Source organism: Streptomyces sp. NPDC091280 (assembly GCF_044768565.1).
GTDB lineage: Bacteria > Actinomycetota > Actinomycetes > Streptomycetales > Streptomycetaceae > Streptomyces.
Genome location: NZ_JBIVUZ010000026.1, coordinates 56,916 through 76,935, shown reverse-complemented (window position 1 = coordinate 76,935; position 20,020 = coordinate 56,916). Strand labels below are relative to the sequence as shown.

Sequence of the window (20,020 nt, the reverse complement as noted above, 5' to 3'; positions counted from 1 at the left end):
CTCCGGCTCCGGCTCCGGCTCCGGCTCCGGCTCCGGCTCCGGCTCCGGCTCCGGCTCCGGCTCCGGCTCCGGCTCCGGCTCCGGCTCCGGCTCCGGCTCCGGCCGGCGGGCCGCCCGAGGGCGTCCGCCGGCCGGAGGGTTTCGGCTAGGCGCAGCTGACGCCCACGCAGACGGTCTGCAGGATCGTCAGCAGCCCGACACACGCACACGTCCCGGAGAACGAGGCTCCGTCGAAGTCGACCGGGTCGGTCTCCGGAAGGGCGTGCAGGTGGGCCAGCAGTTCAAGGGCCTGGGTCTCCATGACATTCTCCTTCTGTGAGCGGTGGCGACAGGGATTTCTGTCGCTCAACCCGGCTGCTGGACGGACCAGAGCCGGGGGCCTGTGTGGAGCGTTCGCAGGAGGAACGCGAGGATTCCCGCGGAGCCATCGCTCCAACTCGTCGAGACATCGCCGTACTCGTTGGGGAAGACGACGTGGCTGTCGCGGTGGGCTCGTTCGCAGACGATGAGGCGGGCCAGGTCCGCGGCCATGGCGTGGTAGACGGGATCGCCGGTGGCGTCGGCCATGTCGAGGAGGAAGTCCCCGTTCCCCGCCAGCCCATGACACTGGGCCAGGGCGGCGCGTGAGGCCCGCTCGACCACCGCGTGGGCGGCGCCGCGGGCGAGATCCTCGAAGCGTTTGTCCCCGGTCCGCTGCCAGAGGCGGATCAGGAAGATCCCGATACCCGCCGAGCCGTGGCACCAGTACGGGGCCGTGGGTACGTCCGTGGCCTGGGACGGCCACTGAACCGCCCCGCCGACCTGTACGGCGTGCGCCACCACATGCTCGCCCGCCGCCAGGGCCGCCTCAAGGTGGTGCGAACTGCCAGAGATCGCGGCGGCGTTGAGCAGGAAGGAGCCGATGCCCGCCGTCCCGTGCGCGAAACCCAGATAACGCTTGCCGGCCTCCTCGGAGACCGCTTCCGCGGGGACGGGCCAGCTGACGCCGGACGGCTCGGGCTGCGCGGCGACAACCAGCCGGTCCGCCGCGTCGGCCACCAGCTCGGCCAGGCGTGGATCGCCGGTGCGGTGCCACAGGTGGGCCGCGGCGAGTCCGCTGCCCGCGCTGCCGTGAGTCATGTCGTGACTGGGCGTCACCTCCAGCGGCGCCAGCGCCAGAGCCAGCGCATGGTCGGTGAGCGCACGGTTGTCGATGGCCCGTCCGGCGTCGTACAGCGCCCAGGCGATACCCCGGCCACCGAAATGCAGACCCGGACGGATCGAGTCCAGACCACTGCGCGCGGCAATCCAGCGGCCCGCAATGGAGATCAGTTCCGGCAGACGCTCATCACCGGTCAGCTCGAAGTACCGGGTCAGGACCGCCAGCACACCCGCCGCGCCCTGCTGGACGACGCAGGGGTCGGTCTCCCCGGCCAGCAGGGACACGGGCCACAGCCGCCGGTCGTCGACCCGGGTCATCGAATCCACGAGATGGTTCACCATCCCTGCGACGGCGGCCTCGACCTGCGCCATGGAGGTCGGCTCGAATCCCTGGGCCGGCCAGGACGCGAGACTCTTCCGTGGTGCCGGTTCCGTCCCGGACGCGATGTCGGTCTCCCGGAGAGCGGCACGGGCCCTGGCGCAGTCCCAGCGCGCGTCGGGATCGTCCCTCATCAGCCCGAGCAGCATCTGCGTCAGGTTGTCCGGCAGGCCCGTCGTTCCGGCGCAGGTGGCCAGCCACTCGGCGAAGCGCTCTTCGGCGGGGCGGTCGGCCGGCTCCTCGGGCAGCAGGTTCGGCACCTTCCCGCAGAGCACGAAGCACACGGTGGCGCCGAGGCTGTAGTAGTCGGCCGTGCGCGAGACGGGGGCGTCCACCAGGCGTTCGGGGGCGCTGAAACCCGGCGTCCCCACTCGTGTCGGGAGCGCGATGTCGCCTTCGAGGACGGCGAGCTCCAGGTCGATGAGGCGCAGTTCACCGTCGGGGCGGACCATGACGTTGCCGGGCGTGAAGTCCCGCAGGACACAGCCGTGGGCATGGGCCTGCGAGACCAGGTCCGCCAGACGTGCGACCTGGGCGAGCGCCTCGGCGTGGTAGCGCTCGCCGCCGATGTCGCGGAAGCGTTCGGCGACCCAGACGCGCAGGGGCACGCCCGGAACTTCCTCCTGGGCCAGGAACAGGTGCCCGCCCGTCTCGAACATCGCGAGCGGCTCCGGGGCCAGTCCCGTGTCCTTGAGCTTCTCCAGCGTCCTGGCCTCCGTCCGCAGCCAGTCACGGACATCCGAGCCCGACTCGTCACCCTCGACGTGCGGCCGGGCCTCCTTGATCACCACACCTCCGCCCGTGGTGACGTCGGTACCCCGGTAGACACCGCCCTTGTTCGTGTGCCGGATCGCCTCCCGCACCGAGAACCGTCCGCCCAGCACCACCGGACTGCGCCCCGCCTCCTCCTTCCGCGGCGGAAGCGGCAACGAGGCGGGGAAAGGGCTGACCGCCCACGGGGGCGGCGCATACTGCCCCGTCCGCCTGTCCTCCACGGGATTGCCGTCCGGATCCTCGATGAACCACACCAGCAGCCCCTGCTCCGACAACCGCCGCCGCCCCACGAAAGCGCCGTACCGGTAATGCACCAGACTCTGCGGAGCGTAGGGCTGGTCCGACAGGATCCGGGGACCCGCCAGCCCCGCCGTCGCCTCATGCAGTGCCAACGCCAGACGCGCCGCATCACCGTCCGACGACGGATACACCGTGATGAACTTTCCGGCATTCCCCCGCGGTGTGGCACGCGAATTCAGCGCACCCACCTGATCCAGCGACCGCACGAACTTGAAAACCGAATCCTCCGGCAGAAGCACGTCCAGCGCCCTTACAAGGACTTCCGGCGCGGAGACGGACGTCGCGGACACATGCAGTTTCCACCCCTGCCGGCGCCGCAATCCGGACTCGGGAGTAAGACGGCACCACAACTCTTCGGTGTCAATGGTCCACCGCGTACCTGTGCCCGTGGCCTGTAATGCACGACGGAGCAGACTCTCCAGACCGACCTCGGCCACATGACTCATCCTGCGTGCCCCTCCCGACAGCGAGAACCGCCGAGAGAAATATTCCTTCAGTAGGAATAACTGCACAATGAGATTCAGCGAGCGCCCGGGATCACCTAGGCGATAGGTGGCGCGGACCGGCGCATATAGACGGCGCATATTCCGATACGGACAAACAATACATCACCCGTTCGATGACATAGCCATCCGCGCCCATAAAAGCAAACACTCCTAACCAATACGCTTCGGAATTGACGCTTAATGCATCACTTCAATCCACCAGACAGACAAAAACGGGCATACACCCGCCCCACCCACGCCAGCACAGCAGACGACCGACCACCCCCGAAACCCCTCCCCCACACCACCACGCACTACAGCAACACCCCCAGGCTCGTGGCGAACACCCACCGAGCACCACAGAAAGTGCCACACAATCCCCCACACCCGAGTTCGGAGACAGCCAGACCGGCTCTAACCGCCCCCCTTTCCTCACAGAACTCATCCGCAGCCGAATACCCAAAAACCAGCCCACCAACAACAAACACACCACAACCACGCAAAAAAACAACACCAACCACCAGGCGTAATGCGTGCTCACGTGCCGAGACGGAGTCGCGTGGGCGCCCGCCCGGGTCGAGGCGGATGCTCCTCGGTGTCGGTTGCGGTCAATGACCTGATGTCGAGGCCCATGCACTGGTTCCCGCCAGGAAACAGGCGACGGTGTAGCTGCCCAGCGCGGGCAGCAGGAGCGCCGCAATCGTGAGCCACACACCGAAGAGCACGTGCACGAAGGCGGGAACGGATGACCGCGGATCCAGGCCCAGCCGGCTACGGGCGTGCCTGGTCACCTTGACCAATGCACCGGAGGGCCGGGCATCCGCTCTCACGACGGCGCAGCGTATCGAGTCCTCCGCCCGCGGGTCATGGCCGATCGTCAAGCGCAGCCCGTGCCGGTCCCGCAGGCGCAGCTCATCGATGGTGCCGCCGGACCAGCCGATCGCAGTGAACCGGCGGACACCGGCCAGCGCGTCCAGTTCCACCGTGCGGACGCCGGTGAGCGTGCGGGCAGACAGGACCGGTCTCCCCTCGACGGTGGACACGTGCGCCGTCGCCGCGTCCCCGAGCCAGATCAGGTATGCCAGCACTCCAGCGACGAACCCGGCCCCGGTGGCGATCCCGGTGTCCGTCCCCTTCACCACATGGGTCCGGATCAGCCCCACAACTGCGAGGACGACCGTCACCCACGCCGCGCCCACGATCCACAGCCCCCACCGCACACGGCGCCGGGCAAGCCGCGGCTCCACCGGGTCAGGCGGCAGCTTCCGCAGCGAACGACGCACGTCCCGATCGAGCCGACGACGCAGCACCGCAAGAGACGCCTTGTTCCTGGCCCATGACAATCCCCGCCCCCACATCACCGCAGGCTAAACCCACACAACACCAGACAGCCAGCACCCCGCAGCTCGCCACCTCCACCGCCGGCTGGCACGGTCGACGGCGTGGGCGGCCCCTGGCAGACCCTCACGGCCCGCCACAACGGCACGTGCCTCGACGTGTCGAGCACGTCCACGGACGACGCAGTGCAGCTCATCCAGTACGCCTGCAACGGCGGCTTCAGTGGGGCTCCGCGTGCGCGAGGCCCCACGACGTGGGATCACACAGTGAGGACGAGCTCGCCCTGGAGGTGACCGCCGTCGAGCAACCGGTGCGGGTCGACGACGCACTCGAACAGGAACGTCTCCTGTACGGGGACCCGGAACCTGCCCTGTTCGACGAACTCGGCGAGACCTCGCAGGGCAACCGGATCGGGGTCGCCCGCGATACCGCTGAAGCACAGGCCAACCGCCTCGCACCTGGCGATGACCTCCGGCAGAGGAGCAGGCAGCCTTCCGCGTCTCCGCAGGCCACCCGGACCCGCCACAGCCATCCCGCAGTCGAGCACAACCTCCCAACCAGCTGAGAGGTCGCGGATGAAACGTCTTTGGTCACCGAGCCAGGGACAGGAAGGGCATCCCCTCAGGCGCCGTCGTTCCCGCCCGCCCCGGATGCGCCGTGTCGAGCGGCCCGCGCGATCCGCAGAAACTCCTGGACCAGGGGTTCACGGGTGCCGGCCCGGGTCACGAGGGAGAGTTCGACGAGGTCGGCCGGGTCGGTGAGCTGCCGGTAGGCGGCGGGATGCTGGAAGGTGCGCGCGGCGGTCGCGTTCGGTACGAGGGTGACGCCCAGGCCGCAGGCGACCATGGCGAGTTGGGTCAGGATCGAGTTGGCGAGGTGTCGCGCGTCGGGGGTGAAGCCGGCCCGGCGGCAGGCGGCCATGAGCTGGTCGTGGTAGTCGGGGGACGCCTCACGGTTCAGCCAGACCCAGGGCTCGTCGGCGAAGCGGGACAGGTCGACCGGTTCGGCGGTGTCCTGCGCGAGAGGGTGCCGTTCCGGTAGAGCGATCACGAAGCGGTCGTGCCGCCAAGGCGTCATCCGCAGGCCGCGGACCGGTGCGCTGGGGCGGATCACGGCGATGTCGATGTCGTGCCGCACGACGGCCTGTTGCCCTGTCCCCGTATCCACTTCAGTGATGCGCAGCTCGACACGGGGGCGGGTCCGGCGGAACTCGGCGAGGGCGCCGAGGAGGGGCTCGCTGAGCGCCGAGGTCACCACGCCCATCCGCAGGGTGCCCATCAGCCCCGCCTCGGCCTGGGCGGCGACCTCGTGCGCCTGCTGCGCCTGCGCGACAAGTTTGCGGCACTCCTGCGCGAACGCCCGTCCCGTCTCGGTGAGTTGGACCCTGCGCCCGGTGCGGTCGAACAGTCGCGCGCCGAGCTGCCGTTCCAGTTGCTGGATCGCCTGGCTGAGCGGCGGCTGGGACATGCCGAGCTGTTCCGCGGCGCGTCCGAAGTGGAGGGTTTCCGCGACGGCCAGGAAGTAGCGGGCCTGACGCACCTCGATCATCGGTCGCTCCCGTCCATCAGTCGCTACACATATCGATCAGAGAGGAATTCAGACCTTCACTATATGGATCAGGGTGGTTTCGCTGGAAGGCATGACAGCTGATGCAGCCCTGTTGGCGCAGTTCACAGCCCTGGACACGGCCGCGGTGTCCGACGCTCTCGACAGTCTCGGTCTTCCTCCCGGCCAGGGCGGACTGCGGCCCATGTGGGGCCGGCCCAAGGTGGCCGGGTTCGCGCGGACCATCGAACTGGAGCCGCTGACCGGCGAGCACGGCGGCGCGCACATCCTCACCGGCACGGTCGCCGAAGTCGGCCCGCTGGACGTCGTCGTCGTGGCCAATGGCGGCCGTACTGATGTCTCCTCCTGGGGCGGCATCGTCAGTGTCGGCGCGTCCGTGCGCGGAGTCCGGGGTGTGATCACCGACGGTGCCTGCCGGGACGTGGGCCAGGCCCGCGAACTCGCCTTCCCCGTCTATGCCCGCGCCCAGATACCGGCGACCGCTCGGGGCCGGCTGCGGCAGAAGTCGGCCGGCGAGCCGATCACCGTAGGAGTGGTGACCGTGAATCCCGGCGATGTGGTGCTCGCGGACGAGGGCGGCGTCGTGGTCGTCCCGCGCGAGCGCGCCGCCGACGTGCTCAAGGCGGCACAGGCCGTCGCCGACCGGGAAGCGGCGATCGAGGCGGAGGTCCGCGCGGGCGTGCCGCTACCGCAGGCCATGTGGGATGCCCGCCTGGCCGGAAAGGAAGACAAGTGAGCCAAGTGAGCATCGTCGACCGGATCCGTGTCCTGCCCACCGCGGCGCTCTCCGACGCGCTCGACCGCGTCGGCGTCGAGGGCGCCCTGCACGGCCTGACTCCGCTCGCGAACGACTTCCGCGCGGCCGGCCCGGCCTTCACCGTCCGCTACGCGCCCGTCGACGGCACTCCCGCAACGGTCGGCGACTTCCTCGACGACGTGCCCCCGGGCTCGGTGATCGTCATCGACAACGACGGCCGCACGGACGTCACCGTCTGGGGCGGCATCATGACCGAGGTCGCCGCCCACCGCGGGATCGCGGGCACCGTGATCAACGGTGTGTGCCGGGACGTGTCGGCCTCGCTGCGGCAGAACTACCCGCTGTTCAGCCGAGGCCGGTTCATGCGTACCGGGAAGGACCGGGTCCGTCTGCTCGCGGTGGGCGAACCGGTGACCGTCAACGGCGTCGGGATACGCCCCGGCGACCTGATCGCCGCCGACGCCGACGGTGTGCTCGTCGTCCCCGCCGCCGAGGCCGGGCGGGTCACCGCCATCGCCGAGCGCATCGAGCAGGTCGAGTCCGACATCGTCGACGCCGCCGGCACCGGCAGCACCCTGCGCGAGGCGCGCACGAAGTTCGGTTACCACACCCTTCAGACCCGGAGCGAGTCATGAGCGACGCAGCGCGCGGCCACAGCACCGCCACCCTGTTCGAAGCGTCCTCAGGGGCCGCCCTCGCCTGCGACCCGGGCCTGCGCCCCGCCTGGCCGGGCGCCCGCGCAGCCGGCCCCGCGTTCACCGTGCGGGGCATCGGCGGCGACAACCTCGCCCTGCACCGCGCGGTCGCACAAGCCCCCGCCGGCAGCGTCCTCGTCGTCGACCTCCAGAACGCCGCGCACGGCCACTGGGGCGAGATCCTCGCCGTCGCCGCCCAGCAGCGCGGCATCCTCGGACTGGTCGTGGACGGCGGCGTCCGCGACACCGCCGAGCAGGCCGGCATCGACTTCCCGGTCTTCGCCCGCCACGTCACCGTGGTCGGCACCGGCAAGGACCACCCCGGCACCTTCGGCGTCCCGGTCCGCGTCGGCGGTGTCGTCGTACGGCCCGGCGACCTGGTCGTCGGCGACGCGGACGGCGTGGTCGTCGTACCCGCCGAAACGGTGGCCAAGACCCTGGACCAGTCGGACGAACGGGTCGCCGCCGAGCAGCGGGCCCTGACAGCCATCCGCTCCGGCGTGACCACCCTTGAGTACTACCGCCTGGGGTGAGGAGAGAACGATGAGCGAGTTCACCAACGACGTGCTGAAACTGCGCGTCGACGGCGTCGACCTGGACGTCGCGGCCACCGTGCGGCGCGGTGGCACACTGTCCCCGGTCATCTTCCTCCACGGCTTCGGCTCGACGAAGGAGGACTACACCGACTTCCTCCACCAGCCCGCCTTCGCCGGTCACCCGTTTCTCGCCTACGACGCCCCCGGCTGCGGCGAGACGATGTGCGCCGACCTCTCGAAGATCTCGATCCCGTTCCTGGCCGACACCGCCAGGACCGTACTGGAGCACGCCGGCATCGAACGCTTCCATGTGGTGGGCCACTCCATGGGCGGCCTGACCGCGCTCATGCTGGCGCACCAGGAGCCGGGCCGCGTTCTGAGCTTCGTCGACATCGAGGGCAACCTCGCCCCCGAGGACTGCTTCCTGAGCCGGCAGATCACCACCCACCCCGCCGAGGAGGACGAGGACTTCTTCGACGGCCTCAGCGCACGGGCCCACCGCTCCACCGAGTTCTCCAGCGCCCTGTACGCGGCGAGTGTCCGGCACAAGGTCCGCCGGGAAGCGGTGCGCGGCATCTTCGAGTCGATGGTCGACCTGTCCGACCACGGCGACCTGTTGACGAAGTTCCTCACCCTGCCCTTCCCACGCATGTTCATGTACGGCGAGCAGAACGCCCACCTGTCCTACCTGCCCGAACTCGCCGCGCACGGCGTCGAGTTGGCGCAGATCCCGCGCAGCGGGCACTGGCCGATGTACGCCAACGCGGTCGCGATGTGGCAGCGCATCGCCGACTTCCAGTCCCACAGCGACACCTGACCACGCCGATCTCCAAGGCCCACCCATGCATCCCTTCAGCCCGTCCCGGGCCCTCACCCGTGTCCGGCGCTCCTCCCTGCGCCCCGCCCCGGCACCCCCGCCGCCCGGAACCGCGTTCCTGGCCCAGGGAGAACCCGACTTCCCCACCCCGCAGCCGATCACCGAGGCCCTTCACCAGGCCCTGCGCGACGGTCACACGCACTACGGCGACATCAACGGCGACCCCGAACTCCGCACGCTCATAGCGGAGTCGGCGACGCAGCTGGCGTCCGAGCCGTACGCCGAGCGCGAGGTGCTGGTCAGCCACGGCGGCTCCGCGGCCATCACCGCCACCATGCTGGCCGTCCTCGATCCGGGCGACCGTGTCGTGATCCCCGAACCCGCCTACTCCCTCTACCCCGACGCCGTACGCCTCGCAGGCGGTGAACCAGTCCTGGTCCCGCTGACCGACGACCACCACCTGGACCTGGACGCCCTGTCCGCCGTGCTCCCGGGCGCGCGCATGATCGTCCTGTGCAATCCGTCCAACCCCACCGGCTCCGTACTCCCGCCCCGACAACTGCACGCACTGGGCGAACTCCTCGCGGGCACCGACACACTCGTCCTCGTCGACGAGGCGTACTCCGAACTCGTCTACGACGGCGTGGAGTTCGTCTCCTGTCTTGCCGTCGAGTCCCTGCGGGAACGGCTGATCTACTGCAACACGCTCTCCAAGACGTACGCCATGACCGGCTGGCGTCTGGGCTACGCGCTCGCCCCGGCGGACATCACGGCCGCGATCCGTCACGTGCACCGCACCTTCAACTTCTCGGTCAACAGCGCCGTCCAGCGCGCCGCGCTCACCGCCCTGCGCCTCGGCCCCGCCCTCGCCGCTCCCATGCTGCGGGCCTACCAGGAACGCCGCGACCACGTGACCGAACGCCTGGCAGCCATGGACGTCCTGTACGCCGAAGAACCCGAGGGCGCGTTCTACTCATTCGCCCGCTACGACGTCGCCCTGCCCTCCGCGGACCTGGTCCAGCTGCTCCTCCAGGACGGTGTCGCCGTACGTGCCGGGCGCGAGTTCGGCCCGAGCGGCGAGGGACACCTGCGGATCTCCTTCGCCGCCGACTTCGACACCCTGGACGAAGGCATCACCCGACTCAGCCACTCACTCAACCGGCTCCGCACCGAACACGGCCCCGCCGACCAGGCGCGCCAGGAACGGCGGAGCCGGCGTCCCCGTTCACCTGCACAAGGGCAAGGCTGGTGGTGCGCTCGGACGCGCGGCTGAGCACGTTCCGGTGTCCACGACGGTGCTGGGTCAGGGTCGGAGATGGTCCAAGGCGTTGATCACGGCGGCGATCGCGGGCTCGTCGGCACGTTCGCGGTGATGGGCCACCATCAGGTCAACGTGCCACTCGGGCATGTCGATCACGTCCAGTTCGACCAGACTGCAGTCGGCGAGGTCACGGTCGACCGTGGCACGGGTGAGGACGGCGACGGCCTGTCCGGAACGCGCGAGATCGGCTGCGGTCTCGGCGGAGCTGATCCGGTACAGCTGGTGCGCGCGGCTGGGGGCGTCCAGGAGTTGTTCGTGGAAGAGGTCCGCTCCGCTGCCCCAGAGGTTGACGGCGAGGGGGTGGCTGCTCAGCCGGAGGATGTCACAGGGGCGCTCGGCGAGCGGATGCCGCGGATGGCAGACCGCGACGACCTGCTCGCTGCGGAACTCGCGCAGCAGCACCTCGGGGGCGTGCGGTGCCGGCAGTGTGACGGCGATGTCGGTCGTACCCGCGGCCACGCGTCGCAGGGCACTGGGGCTGTGCCGGTCGTCGACCACGACCGCGTACCTGAGCGGCTGGAGCGCCCCGATGACGAAGGGGACGGCCAGCGGCGCGTAGGTGGCGTGGGTGGTCAGGTGCAGGGTTCCCTGGGTGTCGTCCTCTCGGGCGATGTCCAGGGCCCGGGCCGCCATGTCGAGACACCGCTGCGCGTGGGGCAGAAGGCGTTCTCCGGCAGGGGTCAGTGACACTCCTCGGTTCGACCGGTCGAGCAGCGGCCGGCCGACGAGTCGTTCCAGCCGACGCAGCCGTTCACTGACGGACGGCTGCGCGAGACGTAGCTCACGCGCCGCGGCGGACAGCGAGCCGGCGGAGGCGGCAGCGACGAAGACACGCAGGTCCCCGAGTTCCATGGCCATAGGTGAACCCTATGGCCAGCACCCTTGAATCAAGGGGTTCTGTGTGGCGGAAGATGCTCATAGCGTGCCGGTACGACATCCCCCGCTCGGGCTGAGGAGCCTCTCCGTGTACGACATTCACCAGACAGCTGTCGAGTTGGCCGCTGCGAGCGCCCGCGATCTGCCCGGGATCGTCGCCGTCCAAAATCACACGGCCGCGACGTCCCACGCCCGGTTCGCGACCCGGCCGCTGCGCATGGAGGAGCGGCGCGAGTGGTTCGCGCAGTTCTCGGAGCACGGCCCGTATCGCATGCTCGTCGCCCGACGTGGGAGTGAGGTACTCGGTTACGCGTGCAGTCAGATCTACCGGGATCAGGAAGCCTTCCGGGAGACGGTCGAGGTGAGCATCGGTCTTGTTGCGGGAAGCAGAGGACAGGGTCTGGGGACCTCGTTGTACCGTGCGCTCTTCGGCCTGCTGGCCGACGAGCGGGTACACGTAGCCCTCGCGGCCATCGCCCTGCCGAACGACGCGTCGGTGGCCCTGCACCGCAGGTTCGGCTTCGCCGACATCGGGACGTTCCGCGAGTACGCCGTGAAGAACGGCCAGTACATGAGCTCCTTGTGGATGCAACGGCTGCAGCCCACCCCGCTCTCGCAACCAGACCTGACCAGCCCGCTCTCCTGAACGTGACCCTGGGCCAGGTTGAGGCCACCGATCGGGCCCGCGGCCTTCACTCGTGAGCGGCGGCGCCGAGGAAGGCTCCCACGATGCTCCGCAGGGCGCGGTGAGCCGTTCGTATGGTTCAGCCGCCTGCCATCCCAGGCGAATCACCACGATCACAGGCCGCATACCGTGCGGGTCTCCGACGGCGAATGGGTCTGCCGCACGATCGGGTGACATCTTGACCTGCCCCACCATTTGGGCTCCAGACTCGGTGGCTAACCGGTAGCCGGGATGGTGTCGTTCTCGGAGAGTAGTTCGTATTCGATGGGGGTGCGGTAGCCCAGGGCTGAGTGTCGTCTCTGGCGGTTGTAGGAGATCTCGATGAACTCGAAGATCGCGTTGGCCAGTTCGACCCGGGTCTTCCAGCGCTTGCGGTTGAGCAGCTCGATCTGCATCGAGGACCAGAACGACTCCATCATCGCGTTGTCCAGGCCGTCCCCGACGGTGCCGAACGACGGCAGGAGGCCGGCGGAGCGGATCCGCTCCCCGAAGACCCAGGAGGTGAACTGGGTGCCGTGATCGGCGTGAACGATCCCGCCCGGCTCGGGGCGGCGGTTGCGGATGGCCATGTCCAGCGCGTTGACCACGAGAGTGGAGTCCTGCCGTGAGTCGATGGACCAGCCCACGATCCTGCGGCTGAACGCGTCCAGGACCGCCTTCGCGAACGTGGCGGGCACGATCCTGCCTCCGAACCAGGGTGTCGTCGCAGCGGCGGTCAGGGCCCGGCGGGCGGCCGGGCCGGATACCTTCTCGCCGGCTGCCGCCTGGTCGCGGAGTTTCGCCGCGGTGTCGGCGGCGGCGAGGGCGGTCTAGATGTCGAGGACGGAATGGATGCCGCCGCGGCTGCGGGATCCGTAGCCGCTGGAGGTCCGGGCGTCCAGGACGGTGCGCATGTGCCCGTACTGAATTGCGAGTGCGATCAGTCCGCCTGGGCGGCGGGCGATGTGCCAGGCGCGTGCACCTCGGATCACCGGTGATCCGAGGTGCACGCGGTCATCGCGCCTTGCGCGGGTGTCGCTCCGCCCATGCTCCGCTCTCTCCCCGGAGGTAGGCGGGGACACACCAGCGTGGCCGGTTGAACCAGGCCACCGAGAGCTGGAGGCCGACACCGACCAGGAAGACCACGAGTAGTAGTCCTGCCACGACGGCTGCCGCCGAAGGGCCCTCGTGCGGGCGTTGGCCGACACCGGCGATGATGAACATCATCATCGCCGCCATCAGTGCCACCATGCCGGCTGAGAAGGGCGCCCAGCCGCGAACCAGTCCGCGACTGATGTCGCTCCTGAACCGGAAAACCCCTTGACCCACAACTCGCTGGTAGTAGTCAGGATCCTTCCACAACCGCTGGGCACGCCAGGCGGAGAAGCAGGCGCCACCACCCCAGAAGATCAGAAGCAAGATCCCCACAACAATCAACTCCGAACAAGAACCAGCTGGCGATGTCGGTGATGGCGTGGTTGGCATAACTGCTGGAGAACACAGCAACAGTGCCGCCGACCACAGCTCCCCCGGCCCCTCCGACCAGAGTGCCTCCGCCCGGCTCGATCGCCGTGCCGACGGTCTGGAAGCATTCCTCGACCGCCCACCGGCTGCCCGCGATGCGGATCAGCTCGTCCAGCGTGGTGTCGGCGGGACGCCCTCGGGCAGCCGGGCCAGGATCAGCAGCCGGGAGCATTTCGTCGGTCAGGGCCGGTGAGACGATCTCGGTGACAGCTCCGCGACAGCCGATTGCGCGAGGTTGCCGGTTCGATACCGTACGGCTGCCCGAGAACGGTCCGGTGGCCCCGCCGGTGCGGGCAGCGGAGCCGGAGGTGCGGTGAACTGCTGTCAGCTCAGACCGAGATCGGCCAGGGCCGTGGTCCAGTCGGACTTGATGTGGGTACGGGCCTGGGACAGGGTGATGGTGCCCGCGCACACCGCGTTCTTGAGCTTGGTCTCGACGGTGTCCTTGTTGCCCGCGGTTTTTGATCCGGCGTAGGGCTCGGGCCACAGGTTTTGTGCGCTCGTGGGGTCGCCGCCGAGTTCGAGCGGGATGAAGTGGTCCTCCTCGTAGGAGGAGGTGCTGGTGTCGGTGTAGCCGTACTGGACGATCTGCACCTTCTTCAGGGCGGTGGTGTACGAGCTGGAGGGGCGGACCGTCGCGGTCCAGCCGGAGACGCAGATCGTGGTGTCGATGGTGGACTGGGTCACGTCCGAGTTGTAGACGCCGGGCTGGCAGCTGGGGTCGGGCAGAGGCAGGTATGCCTGGCTGCAGGTCAGGGCGTGGGCGCTGCCGGCGCCGAGGAAGAGACCGGCGGCGGTGAGGGCGAAGGTGGTCATGGCGGCGCAGGCGGAACGCTGCATTCGGGGCATGAGGGGGTTCCCGACAGTTGGCCCGGGAGGGGTCCAGGCGGTTGTGTGCATGACAGCACCATCGGGTCTATGCGGGTAGAGTTCTTTACCTTGCCTGGTCCCGCTTGCCCAACATTTTGACGCGAGCATGCCTGGAAGGGGTCAAGCTGTGAGCGCGATTTGACAGGCGCGGCAGACCAACACCCGTCCATGGCCGTCGAGTTGGCGAACTGGGAACGACCTGAAGATCTTGGAATCACATCAGGTCAGAGGCCGGGCTCCGCAATGTGCCGGCCTGGCTCGCCAGGGCACTGCTCCAGTGGCGCCGCCAGAGCCGTTACCTCGCGATCGGCATGTCTCGCACCGAACCCCTCTACGCCGACGCGCTCGACATGCTGGACCCCTGCGTCGGCGACCGCGCACCGTTCGGATTCACCGGTCTCTTCACCCCTGATCCCCAGGGCCACGACGGGGCACAGGGGGCAGTCCTGAGCCACACCGCCCGGTCAGTGGGCGATGCGGTAACGGTGCTCGGGGCGGCCGGTGGCGCCGTAGCGGAGTTCGAGGCGGACCATGCCCTCCTTGACGAGGTAGGAGAGGTATCGCTGGGCGGTGGCGCGGGACACGCCGGTGAGTTCGGCCGCCTCGGCCGCCGAGACGGGACCGTGAGCCTTACGCAGGGCTTGGTGCAGCAGGGTGAGGGTGGGAGCGGAGTGGCCTTTGGCCGGGATGCGGGGCACGGCGGGCGGCCGGGCGGCGCTGAAGAGGGCGTCCACGTCGGCCTGGTCGGTCTCGGGGACCGTTCCGAGGGCGTCCATACGGTGCTGGAGCTCGCGGTAGGCGGTGAGCCGCTCGGCGAGGTCGGGCGCGCCGAAGGGTTTGACAAGGTATCCGACGGCGCCGAGCTTCATAGCGACCCGCACCGAGGTGATGTCCCGGTCGGCGGTGATCATGATGGCGTCGGGGCGGTCGCCGCCCTCGTCCCCGCTGAGCTGCCGTAGCACGTCGAGTCCGCTGCCGTCCGGCAGGAAGATGTCGAGCAGCAGCAGGTCCGGGTGGAGTGCACGCACCGCGGTCAGCGCCTCGGCCACGGTCGCCGTCCGGCCGACCACCTCGAAGTCCCTGACGCGGGACACGTAGTCACAGTGGATGCGGCTCACCCGGAAGTCGTCCTCCACCACCAGAGTCCGGATCACCACCGACCACCTCCCTCGGCACTGTCCGCCGTACCGGCCGACACCGGCGGAGCCGTCGTGAACAGGGCGCCCTGCGGGGCGGGGGCGGTGTCGGGCACCGGCAACGTCATGGTGAAGACCGCACCCGGCCCCTCGCTGACCGTGATCGTGCCGCCGTGCCGCTGCACCAGCCGGTGGACGAGGGCCAGGCCCAGACCGCGCCGCGCGGTGCCCCGTTCCGGACGGGTCGACCAGCCGTCCTCGAAGATCGACTCGGTGGAGCCCCAAGGAATGCCCGGACCGGTGTCGGCCACCTGGACCCGCACCACGTCGACGGCCTCGATCAGCGACAGACGCACCTCGGGACCGCCCGGCCGGGCCGGGCCGGTCGCGGACGCGTCGATCGCATTGTCCAGCAGGTTACCGACGATGGTCAGCAGCCGGCGCAGGTGCGGCGGGTCCGCGCTGAGGGCGGAGTCGTCGCTGAGGACGATCCGCACCCCGCGTTCCGCGGCCACCGTGGTCTTGGCGACGATCAGTCCCACGAGCAGCAGGTTGCCGATCCGTTCGCGTACGGATTCGGTCAGCGCCTGCTCGGCGCCGGCCGTCTCGACGGCGAACTCGTAGGCGGCGTCGTGGTCGCCGATGTCCAGCAGCCCGGCCACAGTGTGCATGCGGTTGGTGAACTCGTGCTGCTGGGCGCGCAACGCGTCGGTCAGGCCGCGCACCGAGTCCAGTTCGCGCAACAGCCCGATCAGCTCGGTGCGGTCGCGCACGGTGACCACGGCGCCCAGTTCACGGCCGTGCAGGGCCACCGGCATCCGGTTGACGGCCAGGCAGTGATCGTCGGTCAGCACGCTGATGTCGCCGCCTTCCAGGGTGCCGTCCAAGGCGCGGCGCAGCCGGCCGTCCGGCAGCACCTCCTCCAGCGTGCTGCCGATCGCGGTGCCGAGGCCGAGCAGGTTGCGGGCCTCGTCGTTGACCACCGTGACCCTGCCGTCCGGGTCGAGGGCGATGACGCCCTCACGGATGCCGTGCAGCATCGCCTCCCGGTCCTGCAGCAGCCCGGCGATCTCCTCCAGCTCCAGCCCGAACGTCGTCCGCTTGAGCCGCCTGGCCAGCAGGAACGCGGCCGTCGAACCGAGTGCGACGGCGATGGCGCTGTACAGGCCGAAGGTGGGCAGCTCGCGCCACAGTTCGCCCAGCACGTAGTGCTCGGGAATGCCCGCGGACACCTCGCCGACCAGCGCGCCGCTGGGCCCGTACAGCGGTGCCTTGCCGTTGGCGGAACGCCCGGTCGCGCCCTGGTCGGTGCCGACGTGCGCCTTGCCGTCCAGCACCACGATCTGATCGCCCGTCGGTTCGCCAATCAGTGCCGGGTCGGGGTGGGAGTGGCGAATGCCGTGCAGGTCGAGCACGACCACGTACGACGCGCCCGACGCCCTGCGGATGCGCTGGGCCACGCTCTGCACCACGTCGCCACCGCCGCCGGACTCCATGGCACGCTGGATCTGAGGATCGGCGGCCGTGGTCTGCGCGATGTCCAGCGCCCGCTGCTCGTAGGCACGGTCGATCTCGCCCCGCTGCGCGAAAGCGAACAGCACGAAACCGATCAGCCCGGTCAGCCCCAGGATGAACAGCTGGTTGGCCAGAATCCGCGCGGAGAGCCGCCCCTTCCCGCCACGGCCGATCGGGATACGGATGGGTGTCACGGGTGTCTCTTGCCTGTCGTACGGCTACCGGGCGCGACCCCTTCGCCGTACCCGTGGTGGCGTGATTGTGCTCCCGTCACTCCCATTCTGCCCACCCCTGGTCGACTGAGCAGAACGCGCAAAACCCTGGTTAACACGGCTAACGCGAGATACGGCTGAAACAGCGACGTAATACTCGGCGCCCTTTAGCGTCTGCCTTCCTCGACCTCCGAGGACCTCCGAGAGGGGAAGGAGAAAGCCTCAGATGGCTTCGCGAAACGACGTCGCAACGGGCCCCGTCGCCGAGACGACCGGCCAGGACAGCGCCCGAGTCGAGATCTCAGGACTCACCAAACGCTTTCTGACTCCCGCGGGAGAGGTGTTCACGGCCCTCCGGGACGTCTCCTTCACCGTGGAGCCGGGCCAGTTCTGCGCGGTGGTCGGCCCGACCGGCTGCGGCAAGTCGACGACACTGAGCATGGTGTCCGGGCTCGACCGGCCTAGCGAGGGCTCGGTCAGAGTCGGCGGCCGTGAGGTGGACGGCGTCACCGACGGCGTCAGCTTCATGTTTCAGACCGACGCCCTGCTGCCCTGGAAGACGGTCCTCGGCAATGTCCTGATGGGCCCCGTCTTCCGCAGGGTGCCCAAGCAGCAGGCCCACACCTCGGCACGCGACTGGCTGCGCCGGGTGGGCCTGACGGGCTTCGAGGACCGCTACCCGCACCAGCTCTCCGGCGGCATGCGCAAGCGGGTGGCGATGGCCGCGGCACTGATCAACGAACCCAAGATCCTGATCATGGACGAGCCGTTCGGCGCCCTGGACGTGCAGACCAAGGCGATCATGTCGACCGAACTCCTCGGCCTGTGGGAGCAGATCCGCCCCTCGGTGATCTTCATCACCCACGACCTCGACGAGGCCGTGGCGCTCGCCGACCGGGTCGTCGTCATGACGTCGAGCCCCGGTTCGGTCAAGGCGGTCTTCGACATCGACCTGCCGCGCCCGCGCGGCGCGGTCCAGGAGATCCGCTTCCAGCCCCGCTTCATCGAACTTCAGCACCAGATCTGGGACTGCCTGCGAGAAGAGGTGGAGCGCGCGTACGCACGCACCGCAGGAGGTACGGCATGAGTACGACGTCCGCTGTTTCCACCACTCCGGCCGCGAACGGCTCCCAGGTCTCGGCCGCCTCCGCCGCTAGGGGCGCCGTCCGGCGGCGCACCGCGCTGGTGTGGGCGGGACGCGTAGGACTCGCGGTCCTCGTCCTCGGCGGCTGGCAGGCGTTCACCGCCTGGGGGATCGTCGACCCGTTCTTCTTCGGACAGCCGTCCGGCATCGCTAAGCGGCTGGTCGACCTCTTCCGGCACGGCACCGAGTTCGGGTCCTTCTACGCGAACATCTGGACGACGATCCAGGAGGCGCTCGTCGGCTTCGCCCTCGGGGCCGCCACCGGAGTGGTCTTCGGCGTCGCGCTCGGCCAGAGCCGCTTCCTCGCCGATGTGCTCGGCCCCTACATCAAGATGGTCAACGCGATCCCGCGGATCGTCCTCGGCTCGATCTTCATCGTCGCGTTCGGCATCGGCGTGCTGCCGAAGATCCTGCTCGCCGCGGTGCTGGTGTTCTTCATCGTCTTCTTCAACGCCTTCCAGGGTGTCCGCGAGGTCGACCGCAACATCCTCGCCAACACCAGGGTCCTCGGCGCCTCGCAACTGCAGATCATCCGGCACGTCACCGTGCCCTCCGCGCTCACCTGGATCATCGCCAGCCTGCACAGCGCCTTCGGCTTCGCCATCGTCGGCGCGCTGGTCGGCGAGGTGCTCGGCGCGCAGAGCGGCCTCGGCCTGGTCATCAAGACAGCGCAGAACAACTTCGACCCCAACGGCGTGTTCGCCACGATGCTCGTGATCTCGGTCATCGTGCTCGGCGCCGAGTGGCTGATCGGCAAGCTCGAACACCGGCTGCTGTCCTGGCGCCCACCGGCCCCGACCGAGGCGAACTCCCTCTGACGGCACCGCACTCACCCCCCTGTACGTCCCAGCACCCTCAGCAAAGGAATGTGATCAGCCATGTCCAGACGACCCGTCGCCGTCGCCGCGTCCGTCCTGACCGTTCTCGCCCTCGGCGCCACCAGTGCCTGTTCAGGCAACTCCTCGGCCTCGACCGGCGGTTCGGGCTCCACACCGACCGTCAAACTCATGGCCGGCGGCCTCGACAAGCAGATCTACCTGCCCTACCAGCTTGCCCAGCAGCTCGGCTTCTACAAGAAGTACGGCGTCAACGTGCAGTTGAGCACCGAGCAGGACGGCGGCGTGGGAGCCGAGGAAGCCATGGCCTCGGGCCAGGTGGACATGGCGGGCGCCTGGTACAACCACACGATCGAGTTCCAGGCGAAGGGCAAGGCCGTCGAGGACGTCGTACAACTCTCCGGTGCACCGGGCGAGCGCGAGATGTGCACCGCCAAGTCGGGAGTCCACTCGGCCGCCGACTTCAGGGGAAAGACCCTCGGCGTCACCGACCTGGGGTCGGGCACCGACACCCTCACCCAGTTCCTGGCCGCCAAGAAGGGCATAAAGACCAGCCAGTTCCACCGGATCGGGGTCGGCGCGGGCTCCACCGCCATCGCCGCGCTGCAGAACGGCAAAGTCGACTGCGTGATGACGACCCAGCCGACGGTGGCCGCGATCCAGAAGAAGGGCGTCGGCACCTCCGCGATCGACCTAGCCACCACCTCCGGCGCCACGGCGGCGATGGGCGGCGCCTATCCCGCCGCCAGCGTCCTCGCCCGCACCGACTGGGTGAGCGCGCACAAGGGCACCGTGCAGAAGGTCGTCGACGCGCTCGTCGCCACCATGCACTGGATCAACACGCACAGCGCTGCCGACATCGCGAACAAGCTCCCGGCGTCGTTCGTGTCCAACCAACTGGTGACCAAGGCCGACTACATCTCGGCCCTGAACGAGGACAAGGGCCAGTTCCTCCCCGACGGTCTCATGCCGGCTGGCGGTCCCAAGACCTCCCTGGCGACGGAGAAGCTGGTCGGCAACGTGAAGGGATCGGTGGACCTGAGCAAGACGTTCACCAATGACTTCGCCATCCAGGCCAACAGGACCGAGGGCTTCAAGACGACCACGACCCCCGCTGGACCGAACGGCTGAGTCC

20 protein-coding genes and 1 pseudogene are annotated in these 20,020 nt (G+C 69.1%); 10 read left to right on the top strand and 11 right to left on the bottom strand.

From position 1 onward, the window contains the following. Nucleotides 1–145: 145 nt before the first annotated feature. From ACIQPR_RS47535 to ACIQPR_RS47525, 3 genes are all read right to left on the bottom strand, one after another. On the bottom strand, nucleotides 146–301 hold the full coding sequence (locus tag ACIQPR_RS47535) for a VenA family class IV lanthipeptide (protein ID WP_329550510.1): 156 nt from the start codon (nucleotides 299–301) through the stop codon (nucleotides 146–148). 44 nt (nucleotides 302–345) lie between these two features. Then, the gene (lanL, locus tag ACIQPR_RS47530; RefSeq protein ID WP_403663526.1) at nucleotides 346–3,039 is read right to left on the bottom strand and encodes a class IV lanthionine synthetase LanL; all 2,694 of its coding nucleotides are present in this window, start codon (nucleotides 3,037–3,039) and stop codon (nucleotides 346–348) included. A 647-nt stretch (nucleotides 3,040–3,686) separates the two neighbouring features. Continuing rightward, entirely contained in the window at nucleotides 3,687–4,361 is a 675-nt protein-coding gene (locus tag ACIQPR_RS47525) for a hypothetical protein (protein WP_403663523.1), read from the bottom strand. Nucleotides 4,362–4,669: 308 nt separating this feature from the next. Here ACIQPR_RS47525 and ACIQPR_RS47520 point away from each other — a divergent pair, with 308 nt between their 5' ends. Beyond that, nucleotides 4,670–4,981, top strand: coding sequence for a hypothetical protein (locus ACIQPR_RS47520; RefSeq protein ID WP_403663520.1), 312 nt, complete (start codon nucleotides 4,670–4,672; stop codon nucleotides 4,979–4,981). 56 nt (nucleotides 4,982–5,037) lie between these two features. On the opposite strand, the gene ACIQPR_RS47515 is transcribed toward ACIQPR_RS47520, so the two are convergent. Next, nucleotides 5,038–5,964 (bottom strand): LysR family transcriptional regulator, encoded by a 927-nt coding sequence (locus ACIQPR_RS47515; RefSeq protein WP_403663517.1) that lies wholly within the window; start codon nucleotides 5,962–5,964, stop codon nucleotides 5,038–5,040. Nucleotides 5,965–6,055: 91 nt separating this feature from the next. Here ACIQPR_RS47515 and ACIQPR_RS47510 point away from each other — a divergent pair, with 91 nt between their 5' ends. Genes ACIQPR_RS47510 through ACIQPR_RS47490 form a run of 5 tightly spaced genes read left to right on the top strand, consistent with a single transcriptional unit; the run spans nucleotide 6,056 to nucleotide 10,060 of the window. After that, nucleotides 6,056–6,718 (top strand): RraA family protein, encoded by a 663-nt coding sequence (locus ACIQPR_RS47510; RefSeq protein ID WP_403663514.1) that lies wholly within the window; start codon nucleotides 6,056–6,058, stop codon nucleotides 6,716–6,718. Further along, nucleotides 6,715–7,374, top strand: a complete 660-nt coding sequence (locus ACIQPR_RS47505; RefSeq protein ID WP_403663511.1) for an RraA family protein — start codon at nucleotides 6,715–6,717, stop codon at nucleotides 7,372–7,374. Before ACIQPR_RS47510 ends, ACIQPR_RS47505 begins: the two co-directional genes overlap by 4 nt. After that, a complete protein-coding gene (locus tag ACIQPR_RS47500; protein ID WP_403663509.1) occupies nucleotides 7,371–7,967 on the top strand; it encodes an RraA family protein in 597 nt (198 codons plus the stop codon). The genes ACIQPR_RS47505 and ACIQPR_RS47500 overlap by 4 nt, the downstream gene beginning before the upstream one ends. Nucleotides 7,968–7,977: 10 nt before the next feature. Further along, complete coding sequence (locus tag ACIQPR_RS47495; RefSeq protein ID WP_403663506.1) at nucleotides 7,978–8,787, top strand: alpha/beta fold hydrolase; 810 nt, start codon at nucleotides 7,978–7,980, stop codon at nucleotides 8,785–8,787. Nucleotides 8,788–8,812: 25 nt separating this feature from the next. Beyond that, nucleotides 8,813–10,060, top strand: coding sequence for a pyridoxal phosphate-dependent aminotransferase (locus tag ACIQPR_RS47490; protein WP_403663504.1), 1,248 nt, complete (start codon nucleotides 8,813–8,815; stop codon nucleotides 10,058–10,060). A 30-nt stretch (nucleotides 10,061–10,090) separates the two neighbouring features. Here the strand turns inward: ACIQPR_RS47490 and ACIQPR_RS47485 are convergent, their stop codons facing one another. Then, nucleotides 10,091–10,966, bottom strand: coding sequence for a LysR family transcriptional regulator (locus tag ACIQPR_RS47485; RefSeq protein ID WP_403663501.1), 876 nt, complete (start codon nucleotides 10,964–10,966; stop codon nucleotides 10,091–10,093). Between the two features lie 106 nt (nucleotides 10,967–11,072). On the opposite strand from ACIQPR_RS47485, the gene ACIQPR_RS47480 reads away from it, so the two are divergent. Continuing rightward, nucleotides 11,073–11,630 carry a GNAT family N-acetyltransferase gene (locus ACIQPR_RS47480; protein WP_403663498.1) on the top strand — a complete coding sequence of 186 codons (558 nt, stop codon included), beginning with the start codon at nucleotides 11,073–11,075 and terminating at the stop codon, nucleotides 11,628–11,630. A gap of 254 nt (nucleotides 11,631–11,884) precedes the next feature. Here ACIQPR_RS47480 and ACIQPR_RS47475 read toward each other — a convergent pair. The 6 genes and pseudogenes from ACIQPR_RS47475 to ACIQPR_RS47450 all read right to left on the bottom strand — a co-directional run. Beyond that, nucleotides 11,885–12,328, bottom strand: a pseudogene (locus ACIQPR_RS47475) (transposase); the annotation flags it as partial. 150 nt (nucleotides 12,329–12,478) lie between these two features. Next, nucleotides 12,479–12,640: a hypothetical protein gene (locus ACIQPR_RS47470; protein WP_403663495.1), complete on the bottom strand. Its 162-nt coding sequence runs from the start codon at nucleotides 12,638–12,640 to the stop codon at nucleotides 12,479–12,481. A gap of 22 nt (nucleotides 12,641–12,662) precedes the next feature. Further along, a complete protein-coding gene (locus tag ACIQPR_RS47465; RefSeq protein ID WP_403663493.1) occupies nucleotides 12,663–12,899 on the bottom strand; it encodes a hypothetical protein in 237 nt (78 codons plus the stop codon). Between the two features lie 597 nt (nucleotides 12,900–13,496). Next, nucleotides 13,497–14,021 carry a hypothetical protein gene (locus tag ACIQPR_RS47460; RefSeq protein WP_403663490.1) on the bottom strand — a complete coding sequence of 175 codons (525 nt, stop codon included), beginning with the start codon at nucleotides 14,019–14,021 and terminating at the stop codon, nucleotides 13,497–13,499. 485 nt (nucleotides 14,022–14,506) lie between these two features. Next, nucleotides 14,507–15,199: a response regulator gene (locus ACIQPR_RS47455; RefSeq protein ID WP_403663488.1), complete on the bottom strand. Its 693-nt coding sequence runs from the start codon at nucleotides 15,197–15,199 to the stop codon at nucleotides 14,507–14,509. After that, nucleotides 15,193–16,887 (bottom strand): ATP-binding protein, encoded by a 1,695-nt coding sequence (locus ACIQPR_RS47450; protein ID WP_403663485.1) that lies wholly within the window; start codon nucleotides 16,885–16,887, stop codon nucleotides 15,193–15,195. The genes ACIQPR_RS47455 and ACIQPR_RS47450 overlap by 7 nt, the downstream gene beginning before the upstream one ends. 244 nt (nucleotides 16,888–17,131) lie before the next feature. On the opposite strand from ACIQPR_RS47450, the gene ACIQPR_RS47445 reads away from it, so the two are divergent. Genes ACIQPR_RS47445 through ACIQPR_RS47435 form a run of 3 tightly spaced genes read left to right on the top strand, consistent with a single transcriptional unit; the run spans nucleotide 17,132 to nucleotide 20,016 of the window. Beyond that, the gene (locus ACIQPR_RS47445) at nucleotides 17,132–17,992 is read left to right on the top strand and encodes an ABC transporter ATP-binding protein (protein WP_403663483.1); all 861 of its coding nucleotides are present in this window, start codon (nucleotides 17,132–17,134) and stop codon (nucleotides 17,990–17,992) included. After that, nucleotides 17,989–18,867: an ABC transporter permease gene (locus ACIQPR_RS47440; protein WP_403663481.1), complete on the top strand. Its 879-nt coding sequence runs from the start codon at nucleotides 17,989–17,991 to the stop codon at nucleotides 18,865–18,867. Before ACIQPR_RS47445 ends, ACIQPR_RS47440 begins: the two co-directional genes overlap by 4 nt. Before the next feature lie 60 nt (nucleotides 18,868–18,927). Beyond that, the gene (locus ACIQPR_RS47435) at nucleotides 18,928–20,016 is read left to right on the top strand and encodes an ABC transporter substrate-binding protein (protein ID WP_403663479.1); all 1,089 of its coding nucleotides are present in this window, start codon (nucleotides 18,928–18,930) and stop codon (nucleotides 20,014–20,016) included. The last annotated feature ends 4 nt before the right edge of the window (nucleotides 20,017–20,020 follow it).